The organism is Bacillus nakamurai (assembly GCF_001584325.1).
Classification (GTDB): domain Bacteria; phylum Bacillota; class Bacilli; order Bacillales; family Bacillaceae; genus Bacillus; species Bacillus nakamurai.
The window spans coordinates 88985-104738 of the sequence record NZ_LSAZ01000002.1 but is presented as its reverse complement, the minus strand read 5'-3'; the positions used below and the strand labels follow the sequence as shown (position 1 = coordinate 104738).

General features: G+C 46.8%; 16 protein-coding genes and 1 pseudogene. 10 read left to right on the top strand and 7 right to left on the bottom strand.

From position 1 onward, the window contains the following. Positions 1-78: 78 nt before the first annotated feature. Positions 79-1212 (bottom strand): DUF445 domain-containing protein, encoded by a 1134-nt coding sequence (locus AXI59_RS01110; RefSeq protein WP_061521427.1) that lies wholly within the window; start codon positions 1210-1212, stop codon positions 79-81. A 246-nt stretch (positions 1213-1458) separates the two neighbouring features. Here AXI59_RS01110 and AXI59_RS01105 point away from each other — a divergent pair, with 246 nt between their 5' ends. The 6 genes from AXI59_RS01105 to AXI59_RS01085 all read left to right on the top strand — a co-directional run bounded on the left by AXI59_RS01105 (position 1459) and on the right by AXI59_RS01085 (position 5502). Continuing rightward, positions 1459-2550: a YheC/YheD family endospore coat-associated protein gene (locus AXI59_RS01105; protein WP_061527143.1), complete on the top strand. Its 1092-nt coding sequence runs from the start codon at positions 1459-1461 to the stop codon at positions 2548-2550. Continuing rightward, entirely contained in the window at positions 2540-3898 is a 1359-nt protein-coding gene (locus AXI59_RS01100) for a YheC/YheD family endospore coat-associated protein (protein ID WP_061527142.1), read from the top strand. Before AXI59_RS01105 ends, AXI59_RS01100 begins: the two co-directional genes overlap by 11 nt. Positions 3899-3982: 84 nt before the next feature. Beyond that, positions 3983-4198 (top strand): YheE family protein, encoded by a 216-nt coding sequence (locus tag AXI59_RS01095; RefSeq protein WP_156476198.1) that lies wholly within the window; start codon positions 3983-3985, stop codon positions 4196-4198. A gap of 221 nt (positions 4199-4419) precedes the next feature. Then, complete coding sequence (locus tag AXI59_RS01090) at positions 4420-4629, top strand: alpha/beta-type small acid-soluble spore protein (protein WP_061521423.1); 210 nt, start codon at positions 4420-4422, stop codon at positions 4627-4629. A 98-nt stretch (positions 4630-4727) separates the two neighbouring features. After that, on the top strand, positions 4728-4853 hold the full coding sequence (locus AXI59_RS20215; RefSeq protein ID WP_240491472.1) for a hypothetical protein: 126 nt from the start codon (positions 4728-4730) through the stop codon (positions 4851-4853). Between the two features lie 28 nt (positions 4854-4881). Then, positions 4882-5502 carry an NAD(P)-dependent oxidoreductase gene (locus AXI59_RS01085; RefSeq protein ID WP_061521422.1) on the top strand — a complete coding sequence of 207 codons (621 nt, stop codon included), beginning with the start codon at positions 4882-4884 and terminating at the stop codon, positions 5500-5502. Between the two features lie 39 nt (positions 5503-5541). On the opposite strand, the gene bmrD is transcribed toward AXI59_RS01085, so the two are convergent. Both bmrD and bmrC read right to left on the bottom strand, forming a co-directional pair. Then, positions 5542-7563, bottom strand: coding sequence for a multidrug resistance ABC transporter ATP-binding protein/permease BmrD (gene bmrD, locus AXI59_RS01080; RefSeq protein WP_061527140.1), 2022 nt, complete (start codon positions 7561-7563; stop codon positions 5542-5544). Next, a complete protein-coding gene (gene bmrC, locus AXI59_RS01075; protein ID WP_061527139.1) occupies positions 7560-9317 on the bottom strand; it encodes a multidrug ABC transporter ATP-binding protein BmrC in 1758 nt (585 codons plus the stop codon). The genes bmrD and bmrC overlap by 4 nt, the downstream gene beginning before the upstream one ends. 428 nt (positions 9318-9745) lie before the next feature. Between bmrC and AXI59_RS01070 the strand changes: the two genes are divergently transcribed. Next, positions 9746-10246 (top strand): universal stress protein, encoded by a 501-nt coding sequence (locus AXI59_RS01070; protein WP_061527138.1) that lies wholly within the window; start codon positions 9746-9748, stop codon positions 10244-10246. Positions 10247-10259: 13 nt separating this feature from the next. Further along, a pseudogene (locus AXI59_RS18965) lies at positions 10260-10367 on the top strand (nitroreductase family protein); the annotation flags it as partial. A 50-nt stretch (positions 10368-10417) separates the two neighbouring features. Here the strand turns inward: AXI59_RS18965 and AXI59_RS01065 are convergent. Then, a complete protein-coding gene (locus AXI59_RS01065; RefSeq protein ID WP_061527137.1) occupies positions 10418-10966 on the bottom strand; it encodes a hypothetical protein in 549 nt (182 codons plus the stop codon). Between the two features lie 121 nt (positions 10967-11087). Between AXI59_RS01065 and AXI59_RS01060 the strand changes: the two genes are divergently transcribed. Then, the gene (locus AXI59_RS01060; protein ID WP_061521417.1) at positions 11088-11681 is read left to right on the top strand and encodes a TetR/AcrR family transcriptional regulator; all 594 of its coding nucleotides are present in this window, start codon (positions 11088-11090) and stop codon (positions 11679-11681) included. Between the two features lie 36 nt (positions 11682-11717). Here AXI59_RS01060 and dat read toward each other — a convergent pair whose 3' ends face one another. Beyond that, complete coding sequence (gene dat / locus AXI59_RS01055; RefSeq protein WP_061521416.1) at positions 11718-12569, bottom strand: D-amino-acid transaminase; 852 nt, start codon at positions 12567-12569, stop codon at positions 11718-11720. 256 nt (positions 12570-12825) lie between these two features. Here dat and AXI59_RS01050 point away from each other — a divergent pair, with 256 nt between their 5' ends. Next, the gene (locus tag AXI59_RS01050) at positions 12826-13674 is read left to right on the top strand and encodes a polysaccharide deacetylase family protein (RefSeq protein ID WP_061521415.1); all 849 of its coding nucleotides are present in this window, start codon (positions 12826-12828) and stop codon (positions 13672-13674) included. Positions 13675-13713: 39 nt separating this feature from the next. On the opposite strand, the gene AXI59_RS01045 is transcribed toward AXI59_RS01050, so the two are convergent. Together AXI59_RS01045 and AXI59_RS01040 are read right to left on the bottom strand one after the other, a co-directional pair. After that, the gene (locus AXI59_RS01045) at positions 13714-14484 is read right to left on the bottom strand and encodes an NAD-dependent protein deacylase (protein ID WP_420806825.1); all 771 of its coding nucleotides are present in this window, start codon (positions 14482-14484) and stop codon (positions 13714-13716) included. A 54-nt stretch (positions 14485-14538) separates the two neighbouring features. Continuing rightward, the gene (locus AXI59_RS01040; RefSeq protein ID WP_061521413.1) at positions 14539-15654 is read right to left on the bottom strand and encodes a mechanosensitive ion channel family protein; all 1116 of its coding nucleotides are present in this window, start codon (positions 15652-15654) and stop codon (positions 14539-14541) included. Positions 15655-15754 lie beyond the last annotated feature (100 nt).

The window sequence follows — 15754 nt, the reverse complement described above, 5'->3', positions numbered from 1 at the left end:
CTCCTTTCTTTCCTTTCAGACATACCACTCCACTATAACAGACTGCGAAGCGACTTTCATTATCGGCGTATGTTTTCGTTAAAAAAGGACGACAAACAAAGCCTGTATCGCTCCGATAATCCCTCCGAGCAGACCGCCTAAATACGTAATCATCTTAAATTCCTTTTTGGAAATGGACAGCACCATTTCCTCAAGGCGCTCAACCGGAAACTGGTCAACCTGCTCTTTTACGACTTCCTCAAGGCGCAGCCGTTTCAGTCCATCTTCCAAATGAGCCGCTATGCCGCCCAGCGCTGCCTCCAGCAGCTTCGGCGCATACGTTCCTGTGATATCCTGCTCATAACGGGTAATGAGAGTGCCGATCGGACGCTCAAAAAACGGTGCGGCTGAGAATGCGGTTAATGCCCGGTTTTTCAGGCTGAACAGCAGATCTTTCGCATTCCATTTTTCATCCGCCTCATAAAGTGTATAAGATTTGAGCTTGCTCCATTCTTGCGAAAGAAGATCTGACAGAAGCTTTTTCGTTTCATCATTCTGCAAAAACTTTAACAGCTCCGGCAGCACGCGGTCTGCAAGGCTTGAGTTGCCGAGAAACATCTGCACCATACTGCCGAACATTCCCCGGGCTTTCAAAAAGTCATCGATCATATTGCCGAGTCTTTCTTTCCCTTCTTCACTTTCAAAATAATCGCTGCTCCGCTTTAAAATATAATCGGCGACCATCGGCACTTTTTCTTCCAGTTTCTCTTGCACATCACCCGGAAGCCATTCTTTAATGGCGCGGTGCTCATATTTACGGTAAAGTTCAGAAAGCTTCTCGTCAGTAAACCGGTCGATCCACGCATCGGCCGCCTCTTGCGGATGGTTTATCCCGATCGCGGCCAATGCTTCGTGCACCGTCATGCCGGAAGCGGCCATTTTATGTGTGAATTGTTCAGCGAACTGCAGCGCTTGTTTTTTGACGGTGTCTGACATGAGCCGCTTTTTTATGCCCTCCGGGGTTAAAAGGTGGTTCGTCACCATCAGCCCCATCTGCTTCGCCAGTTCATCCCTTCTTTTCGGAATCAGCCCCGGGGTAAAGGGAACCCGTTTTCCGAACAGGTAATATGGCCGGTACGGACGAAATAACATTTGAATTGCAAAATGATTCGTCACCGCGCCGATCGCGGCTCCGATGACGATCATAAATATAAACGTTCCTGCTATACCCATTCCTCTTCATCTGCCTCCATCTTCATCTCAGGTTCTTTTTCTTGATGATATATCTATTCGTATTATAGAGGTTGGCGTGAACACGGGCAAATGAAGAATCTGAAATGATCTTGTTTGTCAGGAATAAGGCAAGGTGATGTATCGTACTCTTTACAGTAGAACATCTTTTAGGCGGCGCTTGGCATGTTTAATGTATGGAAGGGCCGTTTTCGTCAGCGGCTTTTTGAATAAAGGGGGAGTAACAACATGACAACACTTGGTTTTATGTCCGTATCCCGCCAGCACGAAGCAGATTATGCCTGCGAACTGGCAGAAAGAGCGCCTGATTATAATGTGCGCTTTGTCCGTTTTACACCGTTTGATATATCTCCTGACACTTTACGCGTAAAAGCGCTTGTTTATCATCCGAAAAGCGGGAAATGGAATGAATCGGAAATCGATATTCCTGAATATATTTATGACCGCTGCTTTTACGGCAAAGCCGCAGGCGCCCAAAAAGCGAAACCGATTGTCGAATGGCTTAAAAAATATCCGAAAACAGAATTTATCGGCCGGGGGCTGCCTGATAAATGGACGGTAACAGATGCATTGCAGCAGCACCATTTGATCAGCCCATATATTCCGGAAACGATTCAAGTAAGCCGCTATGAACAGATTCATTCATACTTAACGAAGGAAAAGGCGTGTATTCTCAAGCCCGCTTTCGGGTCGGGCGGCAGGGGCAGCATTCTGCTTGAATCAGGAAAAAAATCAATCTCAGCAACTTACCACATCGGAAAGAACAAACAAACAAAAACCTTTTCCAACCTAGTATCCTTTAAATCATGGTGCAAAAAAGTATTACAGCACCGCTATTTGCTTCAGGCGTATTTAAATATCCAAGATAAAGACCGCTATCCGTGTGATATCCGCATTTTCATGCGTAAAAGTGAGTCAGGCGCTTGGGAAACCGTGGGAAAAGCGGTCAGAAGAGGTTATCAGAACGGGCTTTTATCCAATTTGTCAGGAGGATCCGAGCCGCTTAAATTCGATGCATGGTTTGAGGATATTCCGAAGAAGCAGCAGGCAGTTTTATTAGATGATGTTTTTTCTATTACCCAATCCGTCCCCTATTTTCTCGATGAACGGTTCGGACCGCTGTTTGAGCTTGGGCTTGATATTTGTTATGCCAAAGACGGGCGCATTTGGCTGTTAGATGTCAATTCAAAACCGGGCCGGAAAGCGATTTTAAGCGTATCTCCCGAGCTGAAAGAGGAGCTTTATACCAGTCCGCTGAAACGCATACGCGATCTTCACTCACTGGAGAGCCGGAAAGGGGTACTTCCGCGTGAATCGTAAAGGGATCATGGTCGGCATAGATAAAAAAAGCAAAAATACGCTGTATCTCCCCTCCTCGATGAAACGGGAAGGGCTTTTGTCTGCCGCTTTCGGAACCAAGGTGGTCAAGTGCCGTGTTTCCTTTACACAATCCCTAGAAAAAAGCGCGCTTCTTTCTGAAGATTTGTTTGAAGAGCTGATGATCCCGCACAAAAGCAGGGCCGATCTGCTTATTCACGAACAGACGGTGCATATCGGCCCGCTGATCGGCATATATACAGCCGGATTCACCTCATCGCCTTTGCGGCCGTTAAAAGACCGCTCTCTCTTTTTTTCAAAGCTGCTTTCACTGCATGAGAAGGCGAGCGGTTATTGTTTCGTTTTCGGCGCCCATCAGGTGAACTGGGAGGAGGGCACCATTCAGGCGCTTCTTTATAAAGAAAACGGCTGGGTACGCGCAGCCGTTCCTCTTCCGAATGTGGTGTACGATCGATTGCCGAGCAGAAAAACTGAGGAAGTGCCGCTTTTACAGCAAACAAAACAGCGGCTGATGAATGACTATCAGATTCCGTGGTTTAATCCACAGTTTTTTAACAAGTGGGATATTCATAAGCTTCTGGAAAAAAACAGCCTTACCGCTTCACTCTTGCCGCAATCCATCCTGCACCCGAATGCTGAAACGATAAACACGTTATGCGGCCTGTATGAAACCGTCTACATTAAACCAGCCGACGGCGCACTCGGAGCGGGCATTTATCAGCTTACAAAGACAGATTCCGGCTTTACCGTAAAACATACGAATGACGAAAAGGCATTTTCCTCAACTCACTATTCTGATGCGGCATCTTTCATAAAAGCTTTTGAAGAAAACCACGATCCCGCCGCTTTTTTGATCCAGCAAGGCATCAATCTCATCAGGGTGAGGGGACGGCCCGTGGACTTCAGGGTTCATACGAATAAAAATGCCGACGGGAAATGGACAGTGACAGCCATCGCGGCAAAGATCTCAGGAAAAAACAGCATCACGACCCACCTTGCCAATGGAGGAGAAGTGAAAACGTTAGGCGAATTATACAGCGATCCAAAGGAAAGGGTCGGCATCATCCGAAAGCTGTCGAAAGCCGCCTTAACTGTCAGCCGTGTTTTAAATGAACATATTGAAGGATTTATCGGAGAAATCGGCTTTGACCTCGGGGTCGATCATAACGGAAAGATCTGGATGTTTGAAGCGAATTCCCGCCCGGGCCGCAGCATTTTTTCACATCCGAAGCTGAAATCCGTCGATTATCTGACAAAACGAAGAAATTTTGAATATGCCTCTTATTTATCAGAACGGTCCATTACCGCCCCGGATAAACTCTGGCGGTGATGGACGGCTTTTTTTACATTCCTATAGGACAGGCTTGAACGTATGAGCTACAATGAACAGGATAGGCATTTCCGATAAAGGAGCGTGAACCTCATGATTTCGCACTTCAGCTGGAAACCGTTATTCAAAAAAGAGAAACTGCCGGGATGGCGGATTTCGTTTTACTGGCAGGGCACGCATTACGAAGGCATTTATCATAAGTCCGGAGAAATTGAATGGGGAGATACACATCCGGGCAAAGAAGAACCGGCTCTCGTCAAAGAGCTGCACGAACTGATGCTTTATCACATATATGACTGATCCTTTATAGCTTAGCCGGCTCAACGGCTGAGCTTTTTTTCTTCCGCTATTTACCACCCTTTTTTCCGCATGAGATGCCGCGCGAATCAGCATAATACGTAGTACAAAGCAGCAACAGCATTGGGTGAAGCCGAGCAGGCAATGGTTTTTAATCAAAAACCATAAACTGGTGCAACTCCAGAAAACCCAACCATACTATTGATATAAAGGAGATCATACAAATGGCAAACCAAAACAACTCTTCAAACCAATTATTAGTACCTGGAGCTGCTCAAGCAATCGACCAAATGAAATACGAAATTGCTTCTGAATTCGGTGTAAACCTTGGCGGAGAAACAACTTCTCGTGCGAACGGTTCTGTCGGAGGAGAAATTACAAAACGTTTAGTATCTTTCGCACAGCAAAACATGGGCGGCCAAGGCGTACAATAACTCAATAAATGGCTCACAGAAGGTGCGGACATCGCGCCTTCTTTTTATCACCCTTTTTTCCTCATGCACATACCCTAGGAAAAAAGGAGGGAAAACATGTGTCATTCATTGCCTCAGTCAATTGGGAGCTGGTTCAGTTCGTAAGTGTCTCCATGGTCAATGAATATGCTGCCCACCATTTTGCTTCCATCCGCAGGTATTCTTTTCCGCGCTGCTTTGAATGATATAATGAGCGGCGAGGAGGTTTTTTAGATGAAAATCGCTTTATTCGGCGCGACGGGAAGAGTCGGACAGGCTTTTATCGAAGAAGCGCGAAAACATAAACACATTGAGATATTCGCTTTCGTCAGATCGGAAAACGCAAAGCTTCCTATTTCTGAAGATCATATCATCAAAGGAAATGCGAGAAAACCGAATGATGTCAATCAGATCATCTCCCAAGCAGACACAGTCGTCAGCTGCCTCAGCACGGACGGAGACGACACGCTGTCAGCAGCTATGCGGAATATCATCGAGAGCATGAAACAAAATCAGGTTCAGCGCCTGCTTACTGTCGGCACCGCCGGCATTCTCCAATCTCGGCTGGAGCCTGATAAATACCGTTTTGAATCAATAGAATCTAAACGAAAAACAACCAGAGCCGCTAAGGAGCATGCCAGTGTATACACAATGCTTCTGGCATCTGATCTTGACTGGACAATCATTTGCCCCGCCTACCTCCCTGACGGAGACGCAGCCGGGACCTACCGCTTCGAACAAGATGTCCTTCCGGAAGGCGGCGCGAAAATAACAGTCGGAGATACGGCGCACTTTCTTTATCGTGAGCTTGCATCGCCGCAATTTTTCAGAAAGCGGGTTGGGCTTGCCTATTAAGCCCGACAAAAAGGGCGAACCTGAGATTCGCCCCTCCTCTTACACTGCTGACTGCGCCGTGCCTTTTTGCAGTTCATACATTTGATAGTACTGCCCCTTCTGCTCCATCAGTTCATCGTGGCTTCCTTTTTCAATGATGCGCCCCTTTTCCAAAACAAGAATCTGGTCAGCATTTCTGATCGTTGAGAGCCTGTGGGCAATGACAAATGTCGTGCGCCCTTGTTTGACTACGTGCAACGCCTTTTGAATGACGGCTTCTGTTTCCGTATCAATATGCGCCGTCGCTTCATCCAATATTAAAATGGCCGGATTAAAAGCGAGCGCCCTTGCAAAAGAAATCAGCTGGCGCTGGCCTGAGGACAGCGTACCGCCTTTTTCCATAACGGGCTCGCGGATGCCCTGCGGCAGGGACTGAAGAAGGCCGCCGGCGCCGACTTGGCGGAGAGCTTCCTCCGCTTGTTCCAGAGAAATGCTGTCATCATTGAGGCTGACATTGGAGCCGATCGTCCCCGAAAAAAGATACGGGTCTTGGAGCACGATGCCCATGTGCGACCTGAGCTCCTGTCTCGACATGCTGTAAATGCTTTTGCCGTCCAGCAGCACATCCCCTTTTTGCGCATCGTAAAAACGGAACAAAATATTCAGGATAGAGCTTTTGCCTGAGCCCGTATGGCCGACGAGTGCAATCGTTTCTCCCTTTTCGGCCGTAAAGCTGATGTTTTTCAGCACTGTTTCTCCCTGCTGATAAGCAAATGAGACATCCCGGAATTCCACAGCCCCCTCCGCCTTTCTTTTTGCCGGGACTCCTTGTGTCTCCGTTCCCTTCTCTTGTAAAAGCTCAAATACCCTGCCGGCTGAGACCCGCGCTAATTCGAGCTTTGAAAATTGGTTAACGATGCCTGTGACCGGCTGAAACAAACGGTTCAGATAATCAACAAACGCATACAGAACCCCGATGGATATTAAGCCTGAGGCATTCAGGCTCGCGCTTCCGAAGTACCAGATCAACCCGACAAACGCAATGTTGCGCAGCACATTCACAAGGCTGTGAGACATGAGTGAATTTAGTGACAGCATTTTATTTTTAAAGCGGAAATGGGCTTCATTCAGCTCTTCAAATTCCTTCATCGTTTCCTTTTCACGGCGGAATGCCTGGATAATCGGCATCCCCTGTATCGACTCATTCATTTTCGCATTGATCTCACTATTAATGGAACGGATTTTCTGATTAAATACGGATGCGTATTTACGGTAAATGACGGACCATACCATTAAAATCGGAACGATCAAAAGACATAACGCCGCAAGCCTGACATCAAGCATAAACAGCGCCGTAAAAATGCCCAGCATATAAACGCCGCTCGTCACAAATGTTGACAGCACCGTCACATATAAATCCCTGACCGCCTCGGTGTCATTCGTAATGCGCGCGACGACTTTTCCGGCGGGCAAATTATCGAAGTAGCTGATCGGCATCTTTTGAATATGAGAAAACACATCCTGCCTCATGCGCTGTATAATCCGGTTTGCTCCCATTTGGAGAAGGTAATGCTGGCCGTAATGAAAGCACACAGAAAAAATAAGCAATCCAGCATAAATGCCGATCAATGTCATGAGCCCTTTGATTTCCGGGCGGTAAAATTGAAAAATATCCTGTTTGGATAACGTGACGGCGGGATATGTCCTGCTTTCCTTTCCGTTTGACATCGTCAGCTTCCCGTCAGACACCGACCGGTTTCCGTCAAAGCTGACGGGCCGGCCTACAAAATAATAAGCCGTGCCGACTTGATAAATATGCGCCTCGCCGTTTTTTTCGGCGCCGTGCTTCATCCGGTCCTCTCTGACATAATAGGACCCCTGAAACCTGACCGCGCCCGGGTCTTCCGAAGAGCCTTTATACCATGTTTTTTCAACGCCGAGAATGTGGTCATCGATCATTTTTTTCCCGATAAACGGCCCGGTCAGTTCAGCACTGACTGCGATAATCAGCAAAACCACAGCCCAAATCAGCAGCTTTTTATAATAAAGTGCATAGTTCCACAATCTTTTTCCGGTGTTCATGCGCTGTTCCCCCCTTCATCAAGAGAGGACAGCTGCTGCCTCTCGAATTGTTCCCGATACCAGCCGTTTTGCGACAGTAATTCCTGATGTGTGCCTTTTTCAGCTATCTGTCCTTCGTCCATAACGAGGATGAGATCGGCATGCTCCACTGCCGATAGACGGTGTGTGGTGATAATGGTCGTTTTGTGCCTCCGTTTTTTTCTGATATTGTCAATGATGGCGGCTTCCGTTTTTGCATCAACAGCGGAAAGAGAATCATCTAATATGAGAATGTCCGGGTCGGTCAAAAGCGCTCTCGCAATGGAGATGCGCTGCTTTTGCCCGCCTGACAGCGCGACGCCCTTTTCGCCAACAAGCGTCTCCAGTCCATGAGAAAGCGTGCTGATATCCTTTTCGAAATGCGCTTCCTTTAAGGCGCTGCGGATATCTTCATCGTTTGCGTCTTGGCGGCCGTACAGAAGGTTTTCTTTTACCGTTTTTGAAAATAAAATGTGATCCTGCGGCACATAACCGATCCATCCGCGGAGCCGGCTGAGTGGTATTTTTTGAATCAGAACGCCCGAGAAAGTGAGCTTCCCCTCTCCCGGCGGATATTCACGCAGGAGCTGCTTAATAATTGTCGTTTTTCCGCTACCCGTTTTTCCGACGATGCCGAGCGTCTGCCCTTTTTCTACAGAAAAAGAAACGCCGGATACAGCGGGACGCGCCCCGCTTGGATACGTAAAGGTGACATCATCAAAAATAAGGCGTCCCGGCTCTTTTATGTCAGCAGGCTTGAGAGGCTCCCTGACATCAGGCTCATAAGAAAGCGTCTCATTGACACGGTCTAATGAGGCATTCCCGCGCTGCATCACATTAATTAATTCCCCGACTGCAAACATCGGCCAAATCATCATCCCAAGGTACACGTTAAACGATACCAGTTCTCCAAGTGTCAGCCTGTTTTGAAAAATAAGATAGGCGCCGTAGCCGAGTCCGATGAGATAGCTGAGCCCGACGAGAAGTTTTACAGTCGGCTCAAACAGCGAATCAATAAATGCCACTTTCATATTTTTTTCATACACGTCCGCCGTCATATCGCTGAATCGGCTGACATCATTTTTTTCCTGTACGAAGGCGCGGATGACCCGAACGCCAGAAACCGACTCAAGCACCCTGTCATTTAATGAACCGAAGGCATTTTGAGCTTCCGTAAACCGCTCATGAATCTTTTTTCCGTACAAACTGATGGCAGCCGCCATAATCGGCAGCGGGATGATGGCGGCAAATGTAAGCTTCCAGCTGATGAGGAATCCCATCGTCAAAAAAATCGTCAGCATATACATCGTGGAATCGACCAGGGTCAAAATGCCGAAACCCGTTGTCAGACTCACAGCCTGCAAATCATTCGTCCCCCGTGCCATTAAATCTCCCGTTCTATATTTCTCATAAAACGGCGGCGACATGTGCAGGAGCCTGCCCATCAGTTTCGAACGGAGAATTTTTTCCATCACATTCGCACCGCCGAAAAGCTGATACATCCAAAAATAAGACATCAGATAAACAACAGCCGTCAAACCGAGAAAAACACCAATGTAAAACAGCATCCCATTTTTCGTAAACACGCCCGCCTTCATATCATCTATCGCGTTGCCGAGAAGTTTAGGCGGGAACATTTCAATCACGTTAACACACAATAATAATACAATCGCAACGGTATATCGCAGCCAGTAGGCTTTAAAAAACCAAGCCAGCTTTTTTAATACAGTGAACAAATACGTTCAGCTCCTTTCTGCCGTCAGCCGCCTTCCATTTTTTCCATATTGTTTTCTTTGCTTGTGATTGCTTTTGCTGTTTTCTTCATATCCATCACACCTGTCTTTCGTTTATTTTTTTGTATAAAAAAAGACACGAAGCGTCAGCTCCATGCCTCTTATTATCATTCATAAGGTACAGACCCGCCGATTATTCGCGACTGCACCGTTTTTAAGCAAAGGTTATAAAACGGGAGTTGTATGGTGGTCACGCCGGTATATAGCTTTGGTTGAGTTGACACATTGTAATACTGACATGATCCATACCTCCTTTTCCCTATATTCTCCTTTCATCATATAAACAAATCCTTTTTTTGTCAATGCAGGTTTTACAACTCTAAAGTCCGGGTAATGTCATGTAAAACCTTCTTTCTGAAAGGATGAGGCCAATGTTTCACGCCGATCGACTGATTGCAGCTTTTGACGGAAGTGACGATAGTAAGAAAGCGCTCCAAAAAGCCATTGACCTTTCAAAAACGTTACACGCGACATTAACGGTCGTCCATTCTCACAATGCGAAAGATACTCAGAAGATTGTTGATTCCCCCATGCCGGGAACAGGCGCAACGTATATCGGAGGCGGGATTGCAAGCGTTCCTGATCCGCTGAATACGGAAGGAACCGTTCGTGACCCGATGATTTATGAAGACCGTACGGAAGAAGTCATTGCGGAAGCAAGAATGCTTATGAATGACAATCAGATAGACGGAGATATTGATATCTTAGAAGGAGATCCCGCTGACGCAATTATTGAGCACGCCGACCGTATAGCAGCCGATTTGATTGTCATGGGAAGCAGAGACCAAAACAGGTTAAAAAAACTTTTATTTGGGAGCGTCAGTGAAAAGCTGTCGTCGAAATCAGATATTCCGGTTCTCATTGTAAAGTGATGATCTGATCGTCGGCTTTGATAAAGAACGCTATGTGCCTGTCATGCTTTTGTCTATCGGAAAAGCGGCGGATGAAGCCATTGCCTCTTACCGTCTGCCGATTGAAACGATTGCTGAATAGAAATAACAACAATAACTGAAAGCTTGCAGGAATCACACCTGCAAGCTTTTTTATATATCCCGGCTTCCTTTCTTTTTCGGCATGACAAAAAAACTGGCCATGATCAAAAAATCAATACATAACACGACGGACCAGCCCTTTAATAATTGGCTGAGCGCGCCCGTGCGTGAAGGGGCCTGAATGAGAAAAACCGTTCCGGCTAAGAGAATGCCGCCGATCGCAAACGACAGAACATGTTTCCCCCACCCTTTTGCATAATGCTTGGCGTAGTCCAAACCGTAACGCTTTACAGGCTTTGATCCATCCTTTAACACATAATAACGAAACCGCTCATCCGCCCATTGAATCATACTTTTTCCGAAAACGACTGACACCGCGATGTAAATGGCGGCAATTGCATGCGCCATCGTTGCGGTTGCTCCTTGATATAAATCAATTCCGGCTGCGAAAAACAGCACTGCATCCAAAAGAGGAATAAGAGCGAAAAAGAACATTCCGAGCTTTTGACGCCTGAATAAATACCGCGCCGCCAATCCGCTGATGACAGCCGCCCAGAAAGCGGCCTCACAAATCACAATCATCCAAGCAACAGCGTTCAAAATATTGTCCCCCTCGTCATCATACAATCGTTTTACTAAAAAGCATTGTAACACCCTTTTTTATTTAATACAATTGTATTATAAAATTGCGTGATGGTTTTTTTCTTGATACACTAGAACCATGCCTAAAAAAATTGACCATGAGCAAAGAAGAAAACAGATAGCCGAAGCAACATGGCGGATGATATTAGAGCGGGGAATGGAAGGAGCGACAGTCAGAAACATTGCCCAGGAAGCGGGCCTTTCATTAGGCGCGCTGAGGCACTATTTTTCTACCCAAGACGAGCTTTTGGGATATGCGATGACACTCGTAAAGGAAAAAGCAACCGCCAGAATACAGGAAGTCGCCATGAAAGATCTGCCGCCGAAAGAAAAGGCGGTACAGCTGATGCTTGAAATCATTCCGACAGATGAGGAAACATTAGCCGAAATGGAAGTCTGGTTCGCTTTCACAGCTTATGCCAGACATAAGGGAGAGGAGTTTAATGCCCAGCACGACGGCATACACAGCTATATTTATAAGCTCATTGACTGGCTGGACGAAAGTAAGCTTTTGAAAACACATCTTGATAAAGAAACAGAAGCAGAGAAATTATACGCTATCGTGGACGGATTGGCGCTGCATGCCATGCTTGATCCGGAGCGACTGGTGAAGGACAAGGTTTCCCGCGTGCTCGTTCATCATGTAGATTCTCTTTGCATCGACCAGCAGTAAAAGAAGGCCGGATTGTGTTCCGGCCTTTTTGTCCATTTACGATTGAATGCGGATTTCCTGCTGAATGCTGGCCTGAAAAGCCTCCTGAAGCTTTTTGGCCACAGGTCCCGGCGCTCCGCTGCCGACCGGTTTCCCGTCAAGGGTCACAATCGGAATTAATTCAGCAGTCGTAGACGAGATAAAAATCTCATCCGCCTGTCTGAGCTCTTCTTCAGTCAGAGGGGTTTCTTTTAACTGAATCCCGTTTTGATTGATCAGCTCCAGAATTTTTACCCGGGTGATGCCGTTTAAAATCAGCTCATTGGCCGGATGTGTGCGGACGACGCCGTTTATCACAGCGTATACATTGGAGGAGGTTCCTTCCGTGACTGCCCCGTCTCTTATGAGCACCGCTTCATAAGCACCCGCTTCATAGGCTTTCTGCTTGATCATGACATTATACAGTAAATTCAGACTCTTAATATCGCATCTCAGCCACCGCTTATCTTCTGCCGTTATGGCCGCCGCTCCCTGTTTCTGCTCATTTTCCGGTTTTTTCACGGAAAAGGTGTACGCCGTAGTCTGCGGCTCTAAGCCCTTATCATACTGATGCTTTCTCGGCGCCTTCCCTCTTGTCGTCTGAATGTAAACGCCGCCGTCGGTGAGTTTGTTTTCCTGTACAAGCTTTTGCAGATCCCACTCTGCGTCTTCCGCGGTATACGGCAGGGTGATGCCGATTTCAGCTGCGCTTCTGAAAAGACGCTCGATATGCTCATGCAGTCCGAATAAGACTCCGTTATACACTCTGATGACTTCGTACACACCGTCACCGAATTGGTATCCGCGGTCCTCAATATCAACTGCCGCTTCCTCACGATCAATTAACAGGCCGTTTACTAATATCTTCATACAACCCCTCCTAAACGTTATCAATCCTGATGTGCATTCTCAGCTGTTATTGTCAACTATTCTACCATACTGAACAAGCCGATAGCGGAGTTTATTTTTTTCTTAAAATCTTATATTTCGACAATTTTTCTATGTTCTTTCCAGTTTTATTCCTGTATACTTGATTCGACATACATATGCTGTTAACTTATGGCACTTATTTAAGCCTCCGCTGTTTCAGCAATATGCAGAAATTTATGCTACTGGAGAGATTGTTATGCGCAAGACAAAAGAAGGTGCTTCCCCTTCTCTGTTTTCACTGGCTTTTAAACTTACAAGTTTAGCAGTTTTGTGCGGACTGCTTCTGTTAATCGTCATATTAGGCTATTCAACTTCCGCCTCAAAGGGTAAACAGATCACAGTCACGGCTAACGGCCAGCTTCGTAATGAAAAACAAAGCCTGCGGCTGAAAGATGATTCTCCCGACGTGTTAATTAAACACTTACAGGGAGAGCGGGACACAGGCAAAAAAACGGTGTATTTAACATTCGATGACGGACCTTCTCCTTATACTGACAGATTATTGGATGTTTTGAAGGCACATGGCGCAAAAGCCACTTTTTTTATGCTTGCCCCCCGGATGAACGAATATAAACATTCCGTTCAACGAGCGAAGCAGGAAGGAATTGCGCTCGGTCTTCACGGCGTCACGCACGACAATAAACTGTTTTACCAGACGCCGACATCGCCTCTGAAAGAAATGCAGCAGGGCCGCGCCACGCTTCAGGCGATCACAGGGGTGAAAACCGATCTCGTCCGCACGCCTTACGGGAGTAAGCCGTCATTGACAGACGCCCAGATAAAAAATCTCGAAAAAGGCGGATTCGTATACTGGGATTGGACGATAGACAGCGAGGATTGGAAGTATAAAAACGCACAATATGTGCCAGAGGTTCTGAACCAGCTTGCTTATTTAGAAAGCAGCCACACGAGCAGGCCTCTTGTGATTTTAATGCATGATCTGCCGGCGACGGTTCACGCGCTGCCGAGCCTGATCCAACAACTGAAAGCGAAGGGCTATTCCTTCGATGTGCTGACGGATCAAATGATTCCCGTCCATGAATAAGAAAAGCCGGATCGTCCAGATGATCCGGCTTTTTTCCGTCTATGTGGCGGAGGTGATCTGTTTTGCAAACTCACCGATTTTCTGATGGATCACCAGATCAAATAAATGGTCGCAATATGTCGGCTCGAGGTTAATGATCACCTGTTTCAATCCCGGTATCCGGCTCGCATCCTCAGGCACGAATCTGGCCGGCGCCACCTCAAGCGAAGTGCCGATAACGAGCAGGAGATCCGCTTGATCAAGCTTTTCATAGAGGGTGTCAAAATGCTGGACGAGATCGCCGAACAGAACGACATCCGTTTTTAACACCGTGCCGCATACCTTTCCGTCTGCTTTTTTCGCCGTACATTCCGGCACGTCCTCCTTCAGCAAATGAGAAATCCCGTAGCGTGATCCGCAATCAGGACAGACAGCCGTTTGAATCGAACCGTGAAGCTCATATACACTGGTGCTTCCCGCTTTTTTATGAAGTCCGTCAATATTCTGCGTAAAAATGTCTACCTGCTTCCCCTGCTTTTCAAGGCCGGCCAAATAGATGTGACCGGCATTCGGTTCATAGCTTCCGCTCATTTTCATTTGAAACAGCTGTTTGAATTTAGGCCAAAATTCGCGGGGACGGCGTTCAAAATATTCCCGGCTCATCGCCTCCATTCTGGACGTGTCTTCCGTCCATATACCGTCCGCCGATCGAAAATCAGGTATGCCTGATTCCGTACTCATGCCGGCTCCCGTCAGCACCGCGATACGCTCCGCCTGATTGATCAATGTCAAAAACGCTTCCACTCTGCCACCGCCTTTTCTTTTTATCATATCATGAAAAAAACCCCGCCCTAAATGCAGATTGCCTTTTAGGGCGGGGCCTTGCTATGCCCGTTCCTTTTCTCCGGAATGCTGATTCACCTGAAACGGATCATTCTGGTTTTTCTGCTTTACAAATACGGTTTGGCCCGGATATGCGAATTCCACGCCTTCCTCAGCAAAAATATCAATAATCCTGCTGTTAATGTCCTGCCGCACGTCTAAGCTTTCCGCCCAAACGATGGTCTTCGTGTAAAAGTTGAAAAACAGATTGTAATAACTGTCGGCAAACATATCAAAATTGACCATAATCGTATCGTCATGCACGCCTTCGTGTTCAAGCAGCATCTTTCTGAGCCTGATGATGCACCGCTCTAAATTTTCAATGGGCGTCGCATAAGAAACACGGATGGAGAACGTAACTTGGCGCTTTGTCATTCTTGTCCAGTTTGTGATGGCCTCCATCGACAGCGTTGAATTGGGAACGGTGACGAGCGCTCCTTGCGCCGTGCGGAATCTCGTGCTTCGGAAGGTGATATCTTCAACGCCTCCGGTCACAGTAGGAGTCTCCACCCAATCGCCGATCGTAAACGGCTTTTCTGTAATAATAATGATGCCGCCGAAGAAATTGGTGATTGTATCTTTAGCGGCGAGCGCAAAGGCCAATCCGCCAAGTCCGAGTCCGGCCACGAATCCGTTTACATCATAATTAAATTCCTGTGCAATCACACTGACGCTGAGCGCTAAAATCACAAAGCGAAGCACCTTAGATAAAAACGGCGCCAAAATGTCGTCCATATCAAGCTCAAAGCGCTGATTGACTTTATGAAACAAAAATGAAGAAGCTGATGTCAAATTGCACAGCCCCCAGGCCAGCAGCGCCACGATAAGGGAACGGTACATTTTTTTCACAATGTCCATCTGGCCGTCTAAAAACGGCGAATACTCAATCGCCAAAAACAGTCCCAACGCCGCAAAAAACCATCTGGCGGGCTTGTCAAACGCCACGGCAATTTGTGTAAAAATGTCAGTTTTCGGCTTGTTTGCCAATTTGTAAATCAGTTGAAAAAAATATTTGACAAACAGCTTTCTGAGAATGAGAAAAGCAAGTAAAATTCCTAAGCTGATGCCGATTTGCGAGATATGTTCAAGAGTAAAAAAGGTCTGGAAATGTTTAGACATGGCTCATGCTCCTTTTGTCTGATCGAATCTATATTATACTAAAATATTCGTCGAATATCTTTCTTTAATGTCTGATGCACCGCAAAAACCCCGGCTGGAA

Coding starts and splice junctions, on each gene's coding strand:
- bmrD (WP_061527140.1), bottom strand. CDS start 7,563: ATGAACACCGGAAAAAGATTGTGGAACTATGCACTTTATTATAAAAAG.
- AXI59_RS01110 (WP_061521427.1), bottom strand. CDS start 1,212: ATGGGTATAGCAGGAACGTTTATATTTATGATCGTCATCGGAGCCGCG.
- AXI59_RS01040 (WP_061521413.1), bottom strand. CDS start 15,654: ATGTCTAAACATTTCCAGACCTTTTTTACTCTTGAACATATCTCGCAA.
- AXI59_RS01050 (WP_061521415.1), top strand. CDS start 12,826: ATGCGCAAGACAAAAGAAGGTGCTTCCCCTTCTCTGTTTTCACTGGCT.
- dat (WP_061521416.1), bottom strand. CDS start 12,569: ATGAAGATATTAGTAAACGGCCTGTTAATTGATCGTGAGGAAGCGGCA.
- AXI59_RS01060 (WP_061521417.1), top strand. CDS start 11,088: ATGCCTAAAAAAATTGACCATGAGCAAAGAAGAAAACAGATAGCCGAA.
- AXI59_RS01045 (WP_420806825.1), bottom strand. CDS start 14,484: ATGATAAAAAGAAAAGGCGGTGGCAGAGTGGAAGCGTTTTTGACATTG.
- AXI59_RS01090 (WP_061521423.1), top strand. CDS start 4,420: ATGGCAAACCAAAACAACTCTTCAAACCAATTATTAGTACCTGGAGCT.
- AXI59_RS01105 (WP_061527143.1), top strand. CDS start 1,459: ATGACAACACTTGGTTTTATGTCCGTATCCCGCCAGCACGAAGCAGAT.
- AXI59_RS01085 (WP_061521422.1), top strand. CDS start 4,882: ATGAAAATCGCTTTATTCGGCGCGACGGGAAGAGTCGGACAGGCTTTT.
- AXI59_RS01070 (WP_061527138.1), top strand. CDS start 9,746: ATGTTTCACGCCGATCGACTGATTGCAGCTTTTGACGGAAGTGACGAT.